General features: G+C 62.9%; 12 protein-coding genes and 1 riboswitch. Of the genes, 1 reads left to right on the forward strand and 11 read right to left on the reverse strand.

Annotation, left to right across the window (positions count from 1 at the left end; all coding sequences use genetic code 11):
* Positions 1–3 precede the first annotated feature (3 nt).
* The 11 genes from gcvP to RHP72_RS15585 all read right to left on the reverse strand — a co-directional run bounded on the left by gcvP (position 4) and on the right by RHP72_RS15585 (position 9,948).
* A complete protein-coding gene (gene gcvP, locus RHP72_RS15535; protein WP_058226778.1) occupies positions 4–2,862 on the reverse strand; it encodes an aminomethyl-transferring glycine dehydrogenase in 2,859 nt (952 codons plus the stop codon).
* Between the two features lie 53 nt (positions 2,863–2,915).
* A riboswitch (glycine riboswitch) is annotated at positions 2,916–3,044 on the reverse strand.
* A 220-nt stretch (positions 3,045–3,264) separates the two neighbouring features.
* Entirely contained in the window at positions 3,265–3,819 is a 555-nt protein-coding gene (locus tag RHP72_RS15540) for a MerR family transcriptional regulator (protein WP_021344354.1), read from the reverse strand.
* Between the two features lie 332 nt (positions 3,820–4,151).
* Positions 4,152–4,625, reverse strand: coding sequence for a bifunctional nuclease family protein (locus RHP72_RS15545; protein WP_003946194.1), 474 nt, complete (start codon positions 4,623–4,625; stop codon positions 4,152–4,154).
* A 93-nt stretch (positions 4,626–4,718) separates the two neighbouring features.
* Positions 4,719–5,456: a MerR family transcriptional regulator gene (locus RHP72_RS15550; protein ID WP_003946161.1), complete on the reverse strand. Its 738-nt coding sequence runs from the start codon at positions 5,454–5,456 to the stop codon at positions 4,719–4,721.
* Positions 5,456–5,950 carry a glycogen accumulation regulator GarA gene (gene garA / locus RHP72_RS15555; RefSeq protein WP_003946166.1) on the reverse strand — a complete coding sequence of 165 codons (495 nt, stop codon included), beginning with the start codon at positions 5,948–5,950 and terminating at the stop codon, positions 5,456–5,458. The genes RHP72_RS15550 and garA overlap by 1 nt, the downstream gene beginning before the upstream one ends.
* A 211-nt stretch (positions 5,951–6,161) precedes the next feature.
* On the reverse strand, positions 6,162–6,566 hold the full coding sequence (gene gcvH, locus RHP72_RS15560; protein ID WP_003946160.1) for a glycine cleavage system protein GcvH: 405 nt from the start codon (positions 6,564–6,566) through the stop codon (positions 6,162–6,164).
* A 45-nt stretch (positions 6,567–6,611) separates the two neighbouring features.
* Positions 6,612–7,394, reverse strand: a complete 783-nt coding sequence (locus tag RHP72_RS15565) for a DUF881 domain-containing protein (RefSeq protein ID WP_007731994.1) — start codon at positions 7,392–7,394, stop codon at positions 6,612–6,614.
* Positions 7,395–7,397: 3 nt separating this feature from the next.
* Complete coding sequence (locus RHP72_RS15570) at positions 7,398–7,748, reverse strand: small basic family protein (protein WP_003946178.1); 351 nt, start codon at positions 7,746–7,748, stop codon at positions 7,398–7,400.
* A 13-nt stretch (positions 7,749–7,761) separates the two neighbouring features.
* The gene (locus RHP72_RS15575; RefSeq protein ID WP_065455771.1) at positions 7,762–8,628 is read right to left on the reverse strand and encodes a DUF881 domain-containing protein; all 867 of its coding nucleotides are present in this window, start codon (positions 8,626–8,628) and stop codon (positions 7,762–7,764) included.
* Entirely contained in the window at positions 8,625–9,224 is a 600-nt protein-coding gene (locus tag RHP72_RS15580; RefSeq protein ID WP_030537518.1) for a CDP-alcohol phosphatidyltransferase family protein, read from the reverse strand. Before RHP72_RS15580 ends, RHP72_RS15575 begins: the two co-directional genes overlap by 4 nt.
* A 109-nt stretch (positions 9,225–9,333) precedes the next feature.
* A complete protein-coding gene (locus tag RHP72_RS15585; RefSeq protein WP_054781509.1) occupies positions 9,334–9,948 on the reverse strand; it encodes a CoA pyrophosphatase in 615 nt (204 codons plus the stop codon).
* Between the two features lie 139 nt (positions 9,949–10,087).
* Here RHP72_RS15585 and RHP72_RS15590 point away from each other — a divergent pair, with 139 nt between their 5' ends.
* Positions 10,088–12,223, forward strand: a complete 2,136-nt coding sequence (locus RHP72_RS15590) for a bifunctional lysylphosphatidylglycerol flippase/synthetase MprF (RefSeq protein WP_065455772.1) — start codon at positions 10,088–10,090, stop codon at positions 12,221–12,223.
* Positions 12,224–12,226: the final 3 nt, after the last annotated feature.

The following is a 12,226-nucleotide window of genomic DNA, read 5'->3' on the forward strand; positions in this document are numbered from 1 at the left end:
GCCTTAGTTGCCTGCGAACGCTTCGATCGGCGGGCAGGAGCAGACCAGGTTGCGGTCGCCATGTGCACCGTCGATACGACGCACGGACGGCCACACCTTCGGGCGGGCCTTGCCACGCGGGAAGACGGCGATCTCACGCGAGTACGGGTGATCCCACTGCGCTGCAATGCTTCCGGCAGTGTGGGGAGCACCGCGTAGCGGGTTGTCCTCGACCGTCCACTCGCCGGCGCCGACGCGATCGATTTCGCCGCGAATGGCGATCATCGCCTCGCAGAACTCGTCGATCTCTTCGAGGTTCTCGCTCTCGGTGGGCTCGACCATCAGTGTGCCGACCACGGGGAAGCTCATGGTCGGTGCATGGAAACCGTAGTCGGCCAGACGCTTTGCGACGTCGTCGACGGTGACGCCGGTGTCCTTGGTCAACCCACGGAGGTCGAGGATGCACTCGTGCGCGACCATGCCGTTCTCGCCGGTGTAGAGAACCGGGAAGTACTCGTCGAGTCGACGCGCGATGTAGTTGGCCGACGCGATGGCGGTCAGGCTGGCGCGGCGCAGGCCCGCAGCACCCATCATCCGGATGTAGGTCCAGGTGATGGGCAGAATGGACGCACTGCCGTACGGCGCTGCCGAGATCGTTCCTCCACCACCGAGTTCGGGGGCCATCGGGTGTCCGGGCAAAAACGGCGTCAAGTGTGAGCGCACACCGATCGGGCCGACGCCGGGTCCGCCGCCGCCGTGCGGGATGCAGAAGGTCTTGTGCAGATTCAGGTGGCTGACGTCGCCGCCGAATCGGCCCGGACGGGCAAGGCCGACAAGCGCATTGAGGTTGGCGCCGTCGACGTACACCTGGCCACCGGCGTCGTGTACCGCTGCGCAGATGTCGGCGATCTCGTGCTCGTAGACACCGTGCGTTGAAGGGTAGGTGATCATGATCGCGGCGAGACGCTCGGCGTGATCGGCGATCTTCGCGCGCAGATCGTCGACGTCGACGTCACCGTTGGGACGGCAGGCGACAACCTCGACGCGCATCCCGGCCATGACGGCAGAAGCCGCGTTGGTGCCGTGAGCACTCGACGGAATGAGGCAGGTGTCGCGGTGGTCGTCGCCCCGGCTGAGGTGGTAGTTGCGGATCGCGAGCAGGCCCGCGTATTCCCCCTGGCTGCCGGCGTTGGGTTGCAGGCTGACGTTGTCGTAGCCGGTGACCGCGACCAGCCAGTCTTCGAGATCCTTGATGATCTTCAGCAGACCGGGCGCATCCGATGTCGGCGCGAACGGATGGATCGCGTTGAACGCGGGCCAGGTGATGGATTCCATCTCGGCGGTCGCATTGAGCTTCATGGTGCACGAACCCAGCGGGATCATGCTGCGATCGAGGGCGATGTCCTTGTCGGACAGCGCGCGCAGGTAGCGAAGCATTGCCGTTTCCGTACGGTAACGGGTGAAGGCTTCGTGCTGCAGGTAGTCGGAGGTGCGCTCCTGAGCAGCCGGAACCGAATTGCCCTCGGCTTCGATGGCGACAACAGCATCCTCGATCCCGAACGCGTCGAGCACGGCAAGGACGTGGTCGGCGGTCGTGGCCTCGTCGCAGGAGATACCGACATGATCGGCATCGACCAGACGCAGGTTGATCCCGGATTCCTTGGCCGCAGCGACGACGTCGGCCGCCTTGCCCGGAACCTGAGCGAGCACGGTGTCGAAGAACGAATCGTGGACGACGGTCACGCCGCCTTCGCGCAGGCCGTTTGCCAACGCGTGTGCGCGGGCAGCGACTCGCAACGCAATCGCCTTGAGTCCCTCGGCGCCGTGGTAGCTCGCGTACATCGCAGCGAGGATGGCGAGGAGCACCTGAGCGGTACAGATGTTGGACGTCGCCTTCTCGCGGCGAATGTGCTGCTCACGTGTCTGCAGCGCCAGGCGGTACGCCTTGTCTCCGTCTGCGTCGATGGAGACGCCGACCAAGCGGCCGGGCAGCTGACGCGCATGCTTGGAGTGCACGGCCAGGTAACCGGCGTGCGGTCCGCCGTATCCCATGGGAACACCGAAACGCTGGGTGGTTCCGAAGCACGCATCCGCGCCGAGCTCACCGGGTGAGGTGATGAGCGTCATCGCGAGGAGGTCGGCGCCGACGGCAACCAGTGCGCCGCGCTCGTGAGCTTCCGCGATGATCGAGGTGTAATCGACGACTCGTCCCGAGGCACCTGGGATCTGGGCGATGACGCCGAAGAACTCACCTTCCGGAAGACCAGCGGTGAGGTCCGCGGAGACGATCTCGATCCCGAGCGGCTCGGCGCGAGTCTCGATGACGGCGAGGGTCTGCGGGTAGAGATCGGCGTCGACGACAAATCGTGGGGACTTGCTGCGGTTCGCGCGGCGCAGGAGCGTCATGGCTTCGGCAGCGGCGGTGGCCTCGTCGAGCATCGATGAGTTTGCCAGTTCCATGCCGGAGAGATCGGCGACCATGGTCTGGAAGTTGAGGAGGGCTTCGAGACGGCCCTGGCTGATCTCCGGCTGATACGGGGTGTACGCGGTGTACCAGGCCGGGTTCTCGATGATGTTGCGCAACAACACCGGCGGCGTCAACGTGTCGAAGTAGCCGAGACCGATCATCGACGTCGCGACGGTGTTCTGGGCTGCGAGTGCAGTCAGTTCGGCAAGTGCCTCGTGCTCTCCGACCGGAAGCGGCAGAGCGTCGAGTCCGGCAGCGATGCCGTTCGGGGCAGCGTCGAGGATGACGGAGGGAACGGCCTTGGTTGCCAGTTCGTCGAGTGAATCGACCCCGACGAGTTCGAGGATGCGCGCGAGTTCCGCGGCGTTCGGACCGACATGGCGGTCGGCAAATATACGGCTTGCAGCGTCGATCACGACAACTCCCAGACAGATCGGAGGATCAGGACACACACCGAACTGCGGTGTGTTCCTCCCCCTCTGTCGCATGCTCGATTCCCGAGCGCCTGAGAGATTCGGTAGTGATCCGCCGAAGGCGGAAGCCACAGCCTTTCCCCGTCGGCGGGTGGGTTGTCCCACCGCTTTCCAGAGGCGTCGGAGCCCGTACGGTCCTTGGTGCCTGAGAGATTGACGGGGAGGTATTGCTCCTTCGGCGCCCTGATCCCGCTCACGACTGACCTTTGAGACAAAGACTGAAACAAAGACAAGTTCGGTGAATCGGTATCCGAGGCTCTCCCGTACGCCGGCGACGCAGGCTCAGTCTAGTTGACCGAAACGCCTACCTGCACCGTGGCATCCTCCAAAGAGATGTGACGTACGTTATCCGGTTTTGCGGCTGGCGCGATTCTTGCGTCGCGAAGCCAACTCGTCTTCCGGGTTGGGATCACTTTCGCCGCCGTCGGCCCGCTCGGCGGGGAAGTCGGCGATCGTTCCGGTGAGTTCACGCATCGCGCCACTGACTGCGATGCCGAATACGCCCTGCCCACCCTGGAGGAGGTCGACGACCTCTTCGGGGGACGTGCATTCGTACACGGTGGTGCCGTCGGAGAACAGAGTGATGTTGGCAAGATCGCGGACGCCACGCTTACGGAGGTGATCGACGGCAACGCGGATGTTCTGCAGTGAGATGCCGGTATCGAGCAGACGCTTCACGATCTTCAGAACGAGAATGTCCTTGAAGGAGTACAGACGTTGGCTTCCGGATCCGGCAGCGCCACGGATCGACGGAACAACCAACGACGTCCGTGCCCAGTAGTCGAGTTGGCGGTACGTGATCCCGGCGATCTGGCACGCACTGGGTACTCGATATCCGACGAGGTCGTCGGGGATGGAATCGTCCGGGAACAAGCCCGGCTGCAGCTCTTCGGAAGACATTTCTGCAGTCGCGGCACTACCGGCTATGCCCGTCCCGCGCTCATTCGACTGTTCTTCCACTGCCGTCTCCCTCTCGCTTCGCCATCATGTAACCAACCTGTGCTATCAGCAGTCACGAGAATCCCGTGCCGACCGAACTTTCAGATGTGAATCCAAGGCAGGTAATTCCATGAGTGGACTTACCCAGAGTACGCCTCGATCGACAAGGCGAGAAGATCTCCACCGCACGCAACGGTAAGTCCAGGAGGGTGCATGGTCAACGCAACACGCCGACCGAGACTCAACCTCTACTTGAGAGTTGAAGACTAAAGTCCGCAACCAGTCAATTCAGGCTAACCATCAGTGGCTTTGAAATCGTCCGGAGAGATGGTGTCGAGGAATTCCTTGAACTTCTCGACCTCGTCTTCGCGCTCGTCGGGAATGACCAGACCGGCCTCGGCGAGAACAGCCTCCGACGCGAAGATCGGAACGCCGATGCGCAGGGCCAATGCAATCGAGTCCGACGGACGTGCCGAGACAGTGGTCTGCTCGTCGAAGACGAGATCCGCGTAGAAAGTGCCCTCTTGCAGGTCCACGATCCGAACTTCCTTGAGGCTCCGACCGAAAGATTCGATCAAGATCTTGATCAGGTCGTGAGTCAGCGGCCGCGCCGGCTCGACTCCCTGTTGTTCGAGAACAATCGCGGTAGCTTCGGTTTGCCCGATCCAGATCGGCAGGTACCGATCGCCGTCGGACTCTCGCAGCAACAGGACCGGCTGATTCTGAGGCTGCTCGACACGAACTCCGATCACACGCATTTCGCCCATCGAGCTTGCCTCCAACCTGACGTGATCCAGCCGACCGACTCCGATGCGGTCGTACTGAAATTCTATTCGAGTGTGCCCCGCTGATCGAGGAACTCAGCGATCGAGACTTCCCCGAACTGCCGATTTGACCAGACACGTGTGCAAAGTCAGTGACAGAGCGGCCAGCTCCCGCACCATTTCCTCGGCACGATCACGTGCTCCGGCATCACGACCCTTGGCAACCGGTCCGGCGATCTGAGTCACCAGCCCCGCTTCGCGATCAGCAGCCAACTTGAACGCGCGCAGATGGCGAACCTCCAAGCCGTACTCGGACATCGCCTTAGCGGTGCGCGCCAACGTCACGGCATCCTCGTCGAAGAAGCCCGCCGCGCCGGGAACGACCAAACCGGTGCGGATCAGATCGGTCAGAAACCGATCGTCGATGTCAGCGCGCGCGAGAAGATCCTGACGACCGACTCGAACTTCGCGATCGACCCGGAACGCCTCGGGTGAGACATCGCCCGTAGCGATCGACAGGACGCGAGCACGACGAGGCGCAGGAACTTCTGCACTCACCGTCGCTGCGCCACTGTCGATCGCTTCGAGTTGTTCTTTGATCACTTTGAGCGGCAGGTACTGATCGCGTTGAGCGGTCAGCACGAAGCGAAGACGCTCGCAGTCCTCGACAGAGAATCTGCGGTATCCCGACGGTGTCCGTTGCGGGCTGATCAAGCCCTCGGACTCGAGGAAACGGATCTTCGAAATCGTCACGTCGGGAAAATCTGGACGCAACCGATCCAGCACGGAACCAATCGACATTCCGGGCTGGCTCTGCTGCCGCACTGCCGTCATTAGCTACCCGCACCTGCTGACGACTCGCCGACCTGCGAACCGCCGGCACGAGGGCCGGTGAGGAACACCAGACGGAACTTGCCGATCTGAACCTCGTCACCATTCGCGAGAACTGCCGAATCGACAGGCTCACGGTTGACGTAGGTGCCGTTGAGGCTTCCGACGTCGACGACGTGGAAATCTGCATCTTCCTGACGGAACTCGGCGTGACGACGGCTGACGGTCACGTCGTCCAGGAAGATGTCGCTGTCCGGGTGCCGACCTGCCGACGTCGTCGGCTGATCGAGCAAGAAGCGGGATCCTGCATTCGGTCCCCGCTTGACCACCAGAAGTGCGGCTCCGGCGGGAAGGCCTTCCACGCCCGAAACCGGCTGCTCGGCGGCCGGTGCTGCAGAGGAGGTGTTGTCGAGCTCATTGAGGAAGTCCGCGCGGAAAACCGAAGTGGTCTCCGCCGGCGACTCCCCATAGCCCGCGTCGTTACCGTTCTCGCTCACTGTTTCTCCTCCTGGGTCAATCATCCAGATCATGAATCACTGGACTACGCAGTGCACTTTCTTCACGAGCATCTTTCACAGTCACGTTCGATACGGCCCTGCGCCCCGACTCGGCACATGCGTACCTAACGACCGTACCCTGCGCAGACCGCCGTGTGCAGCGAGACAGGCCGCGACACAACACGAGTTGGCCGGTCCACGCGCAGGTTTTCTACTCGGACGTGAGTCCCTTGTATGCCTCCGCGTCCAGAGTTGCCGCGAGTGCGGCGTCGAGTGTGGCCTCGTCGGCAACCTCGAGTTCGACCAACCAACCCGTGTCGTACGGGTCGGTGTTGACGAGGTCGGGCTGTCCGTCCAATTCACCGTTCGCTGCAAGAACTTTCGCAGTGAACGGAGCAAAGATGTCGGAGACGCTCTTGGTCGACTCGACCTCACCGAGCGATTCACCGGCGGTCACGTCTTCGTCGACAGCGGGAAGCTGGACGAACACGACGTCACCGAGCTGCGACTGAGCAAAGTCGGTGATACCGACTCGAACTGAGGTCGGGCCGGTTCGCTTCACCCACTCGTGCTCCGCGGTGTAGCGCAGATCGGTAGGTGTATCGAGCTCACTCACAGTGGCTTCCTTTCACAGGCCGTCCGAAAGTCGGACGCAAAAAGATCAATTTCCGGGTTGAGCGTATTGGCGCGGATTCAATTGTCGCAAGACGGAGATCGTGACCTGCTGCGATTGCTCGACGGACGACGTTCCGCCATTGCGTGCGACATTGTCGAAGACGCCTCCGGGAATGTTCAACGCTGCCGCCAATGTCGGCGGATCTCCGATCGCGGTCACAGTGTACGGCTGCTCGATCCGGGTTCCGTCCAATTCGATCTCGCCGCCGCGCCCACTCACCCACGAGTTCACGCCGATACGAATGGGTTCGCCGTTCGCACCTGCGATCGAGATGGCTTCGGCACCGGCAGCACGCAGTTCCTGGATGAGATCGAGAATCACTTCCGATCCGACGCCGCCCGCCGGATCTGTCAGGGTCATCGTCACACCCGGTCCAGTGGCCGGAGCGGTCCCCACTTGAATGGAGAGTGAGGTCAGCCGCGCCCGCGCCTCGTCCAGCGCTGCTCCCGTGTTGCCACCGGCTTCCAAAGTGGCAAGCGATTCCTGAAGATTCGCGACTTCCTGCCTCAGCGCGGCTTCGCGCCGATTCAAATTGTCGAGAACCACCAGGAGGTCGGCAGGGCGCGCGGCGTCGAGTGAATCTCCGGCCACTGTGCTGCGTACCTGTGTGGCAATCGCAACGCCGAGCACGCCCAACAGCACAGCAGCGAGGATTGCGAAGACGACGTTGGTGCGGTGTTTGGACGGTGAACGCAACTCGTGACGACCTTCACCCGCAGTGGTGACGGGAGGTTCTTCTTCCGGTTCGGTCGTGGAATGTTCCGCCATGACTCACGCTCCGAACAGTCGGCGTCGCAATGCCGCTGCGTTGCCGAAGATCCGGATACCCAACACGACGACGATCGCCGTCGAGAGTTGAGTACCGACACCCAACTGATCACCGAGCCAGACGATCAACGACGCGACGAGCACGTTGAAGACGAAGGAAACCACGAACACCTTCGCGTCGAAGATTTCGTCCAGATACGCGCGTAGTCCACCGAAGACGGCGTCGAGCGCCGCAACGACAGCGATCGGAAGATAGGGCTGGATCACGTCGGGCACCTGCGGGCTGAAAACTACGCCCAGGACGATGCCGACGACCAGTGCTGCGAGTCCGTACAGGGCGGAACCGGCCTTCATCGAACTCCTTCTGTCACTTGGGTTCTGTGGGTTCTGTTGCCACTCGGACGGCGCGAGGCGCCGCAGGCGGCAGAGTCAACGAATCGTCTTCGGCCACCACGAAACCGACTCCGTACAGTTGCGAGACGCTAGACATTCTCACGTAGGCGTCGCTGACGACGAATTTCCGCTGCAGTGCTCGCGTGTCTCCGATCGCCTCGACGAGGTACGGGGAGAAAACAGGTTGGTTGTCGACGAGCATCGCGCCGCCCGCCTGACGGATGGTCACCGTCGGCCCGATTCGCACGCCGCCGACGGCGATCGCCTCCGCTCCCCCAGCCCACAGGGCGTTTACGACGGTCTGCAGATCGCGATCGAGGACAACTGTCTTACCGCCGACACTCCGTTGCGACGCATCCGAGAGGTTCGGGCGTCCGGCCGGGTCCGTCAACGTCACCACCAGTCCCTCCCCGTGAACAGCTTCGGCTCCTGCGCCGGATTCGACCGCTCGCAGTTGGTCGAGGACGGCGCTGCCGCGTGCATCGCCTTCGAGCGCCACGCCGCGCGCGGCGTCGACGGCGCCGCCGAGTGAATCGCGGGACGCGGCCAGTGAATCGATTCGATCCTCCGCATCACGGACCTTCGCCACCAACTCGCTTCGAACCTCTTCGGTGCCGGTCACCTGCTTCGTCGCTTGAACCGCCGAGACCGTGACGATGAACCCGATCAACAGTGCGCCGAGGGCCAGCCACGGCCCCGTCTTCGAGGATCTGTTCTTGGTGTGCTCGTGCTGGCGTTCGAATGCAGTTGCCTCGTAGCCCGGGTCGAGATGTTCGGTCATGAGTGACCGAAGCAGCGACGGTACCGGGTTACGACGGACGTCCTCCCCGGTCGACTTCATCGGGGCACGACCTCGTGGGTTCGCGCAACGTCAACGGCCTTGAGCACGTAGATCGCGGCAGTCCACACGTACAGGACGGTTCCCCAGATCAGGAAAGCGAAACCGAAGGCATGGGTGAACGGTCCGATGGCCCAGTCTCCGTGCCCGGCAAGAATCAACGGCAGCGCGAACATCAGTAGGAAGGTCGCAGCCTTGCCGAGATAAACCACCTCGGGCGGTGGCAGGCCACGCCTGCGGTAGATCGGCAGCGTCAACGCAAGCAGAAGATCACGGCCGATGAGTATCGCTGCGACCCACCAGGGAATGAAATCGCGGGCGACGAAGGTGACCAGTGTCGTCACGACGTACAGACGATCGACCAGCGGGTCGAGAAGCGCTCCCAGACGCGAGGTCTGTCCGAGCACTCTGGCCAGCTTGCCGTCGAGCCAGTCGGTGAACCCGCTGAGCATCAGCAGCGCCAATGCCCAGCCGTCCGAGTGCGTGACGAGCAGCAGGTAGGCGAACAGTGGCAGAGCGAGTAGACGCACGATACTGAGCACGTTGGGAACAGTGAGAATCCGATCCGTGGGGATCGGTTCTTGTTCGCCAGAGTTCACTGCACACACCTCGCGTCGTTCGATTGCCGTGCGGCCAGCTTTCCACAGCACGACGGACTATTCGCCGAGGCGCCGTAGCCTGAACTGTCCCGAGCGTGTCGAGCTGCCCTTATCTCCAGGCGAACACCGGCTGCTCGAGCTTGTCGATGCGCGTGTGCCGTCCGTTCAGCACTTCGCGGAACTGATAGATGACGGCTCCGGTCGGCGCATGGATCAGGCTCGTTCGGAACGGCCATTGGATCACCGGGTTCGGTGACTCCGCGATGGTGACGAAGCGCGAGTCCACGTCGAGCTCCTCCGACGTGACGGCATACACCTGGGCCACCTCGTCGGGATTGGGTACCAGTCCCCCGATGTCCTCGCCCGACCACATGACGAACGGCCGGATCACGAATCCCGAACGAGTGACGTAGTCGTCGAGCCGGCCGATGATCTTCGACTCGGGAACGTCGACACCCAGCTCCTCGGAAAGTTCCCGAACCGCTGCCTGTTCGGACGACTCGCCCGGGTCGACGCTTCCGCCCGGCAACGCGAATTGACCGGGGTGGGCGCGCATCTTGCTCGGCCGCTTCGTCACCGGGAACACTGGTGTTCCGTCCGCTGTCCGCATGACGACGATGACCACCGACGCCGAGCGCCTTCCGTCCAATTCGACCGACCGAGGTTCGAAAGCGGCAAGTGAGGCGACCACGTGGTCCCGATTCAGTAAATCTCCGTTCACCATGGCTCGACAGTAGCGCCACGAGACTGAGACCCTCAGCCAGTCTGGTCCATTTTGGCCGCTTCGCCTGATTATCGGTCTGTATTCCTGTCATGCTGAACAGGCAGAATCCACCGTGCGGCATGGCGAGAAGAGAACCTCGATGGCTGAGCAGTCCCAGACCCCCACCCCGCAGACCGACCAGAGCGCGCCGGGCGCGTCGAATCGGGCCTCTCGCTTTGCTTCCGACACGCTGAGCGTCCTGCGGCGCGTGCCGTTCACTTCGATCGTCGTCCTCACCATCACCGTCGTCGGGATCGCGACCGGCGCCCTGTGGAATCACGTCCGTACCTACTCGTGGTTCAACGACATCGCCTACGGAGTTCCTGCCTTGCAGGAAGGCAAGTGGTGGACTCTCGTCACGGGGTGGTTCTTCGGATTGACGCCGGGTCAGTATGTTTCGATCATCGTCGTTTTTGCCTTCGCGGTCGGCTGGTGCGAATGGCGCCTGGGAACCAAGAACGCGGCCATCGTCACGATCAGCGGTCAGTTGGCGGGCGAACTCGGTGCATCGCTCCTCCTCTGGGCGGGCAGCCACACCGACTGGGATTGGGCTCGCAACCTCGCCACCCACCGCGACGTCGGCGTGACCACTGCAATCATCGCCGCACTCGCCGCGACCACAGCAACACTCCGCTCGCCCTGGCGAATGCGAGTCCGCGCCATTCTGTGTGCGTACATTGCGATCGCGTTCCTCTTCGAAGGCCGCCTCGCCGACGTGCAGCACCTCATCGCGGTCGCGATATTCCTGCCGGTGGGCGAGAAGTTCTTCGGCGACGGAGAGCGCGGGTTCATCCCCCGAACGCGACGCGAGATCCGCCTGCTCGGATTCATCGGCCTGCTCCTGATTGGCGTGGTCGAGATCGCCGTCTGGCTGTTCCCCGGAAGCGGACCGTTCGGGCCGACGGAAGCCGAAACCGGTTCGGGCTGGACGGCATTGATCGACGTGGTCATCGTTGCCCTCATCGCGGACCAGTTGCGACGAGGTCGCCGCTGGGCCTGGTGGGTTGCCGTGGTGTTCGGTTCACTGACGGTTTTGGCCACCGCCCTCGTCCTCGTCTCGGTCATCTTCTTCGACTACGAGAGCGCCGGCGCCGTCACGGTCGGTACCGCGCTGCTCTGGCTTCTCGAACTCATCTTGTTGATCAAGGGCCGCCACGCTTTTCATGTACCGATGCGGCGCAAGATTCGAGGCGGGCCGTTGTCCGGGAACGATCCGCGCGCCGCCGCTCGGGAACTGCTCAAACGACACGGCGGCGGAACCATGTCGTGGATGACGACGTGGGACGGCAACAGTTACTACTTCGGCGAGTCGGGTGAGAGCGTCGTTGCATTCCAACGGCATGTCGGTGTCGTCGTGGTCCTGGCGGATCCGATAGCGAGCCCCGACCGACTTGCCGCAGCGGTCGACGAATTCACGACGATGTCCGAAGCCAACGGCCTCACTCCCTGCTTGTTCTCCGTGGGGAAGGAGACAGCCGATGCCGCCGCCCGGCGTGGCTGGCGCACCGTTCAGGTCGCCGAAGACACGATCGTCGACCTACCAGAACTGCAGTTCACCGGTAAATCCTGGCAGGACATCCGCTCGGCGCTCAACAAGGCCAAGAAGGACGACATCACCTTCCGGATGACAACATTGGCCGACGAGCCGTTCTCCGTATTGGCTCAGGTGCGCGCCATCTCCGAGGAATGGGTGGGCGACAAGGGGCTACCCGAGATGGGGTTCACCCTCGGAAGCGTCGAGGAGGCGCTCGACCGCGACGTCCGGGTCGGCTTGGCCGTCGACCCGACCGGAAGCATTCACGGCGTCACCTCGTGGTTGCCGGTGTACGGCGAAGGCGGCGTGGTTCAGGGTTGGACACTCGACGTCATGCGTCGACGTCCCGACGGGTTCCGTCCGGTGGTCGAGTTCCTCATCGCATCGTCGGCCCTCGAGTTCAAAGAACAAGGTGCCCAATTCGTCTCACTGTCCGGAGCACCGCTCGCACGCAGCGACGACGGCGCCGACGCCGCATCGATGGACCGCCTGCTCGACATGCTCGGAGCCGCGATGGAACCGCTGTACGGCTTCCGGTCTCTTCACGCGTTCAAGAAGAAGTTCAAGCCGAGGTACGAACCCGTTTTCCTGTGTTTCCGCGACGAGGCCGACCTGCCTCGGATCGGAATCGCACTGACGCGTGCCTACCTGCCCGACGCGACGGCTCCTCAGCTGATCAAGCTCGCCACCAGCAAGAGTTGACGC

The organism is Rhodococcus sp. SG20037 (genome assembly GCF_031763325.1).
Lineage (GTDB): Bacteria > Actinomycetota > Actinomycetes > Mycobacteriales > Mycobacteriaceae > Rhodococcus_F > Rhodococcus_F qingshengii.

Bases quoted from the DNA above. Each gene is read 5' to 3' on its own strand.
- RHP72_RS15540 (WP_021344354.1), bottom strand. From the start codon at position 3,819: ATGTCTTCCGAAGAGCTGCAGCCGGGCTTGTTCCCGGACGATTCCATC.
- RHP72_RS15545 (WP_003946194.1), bottom strand. From the start codon at position 4,625: ATGGGCGAAATGCGTGTGATCGGAGTTCGTGTCGAGCAGCCTCAGAAT.
- RHP72_RS15550 (WP_003946161.1), bottom strand. From the start codon at position 5,456: ATGACGGCAGTGCGGCAGCAGAGCCAGCCCGGAATGTCGATTGGTTCC.
- RHP72_RS15565 (WP_007731994.1), bottom strand. From the start codon at position 7,394: ATGGCGGAACATTCCACGACCGAACCGGAAGAAGAACCTCCCGTCACC.
- RHP72_RS15570 (WP_003946178.1), bottom strand. From the start codon at position 7,748: ATGAAGGCCGGTTCCGCCCTGTACGGACTCGCAGCACTGGTCGTCGGC.
- RHP72_RS15575 (WP_065455771.1), bottom strand. From the start codon at position 8,628: ATGAAGTCGACCGGGGAGGACGTCCGTCGTAACCCGGTACCGTCGCTG.
- RHP72_RS15585 (WP_054781509.1), bottom strand. From the start codon at position 9,948: ATGGTGAACGGAGATTTACTGAATCGGGACCACGTGGTCGCCTCACTT.
- RHP72_RS15590 (WP_065455772.1), top strand. From the start codon at position 10,088: ATGGCTGAGCAGTCCCAGACCCCCACCCCGCAGACCGACCAGAGCGCG.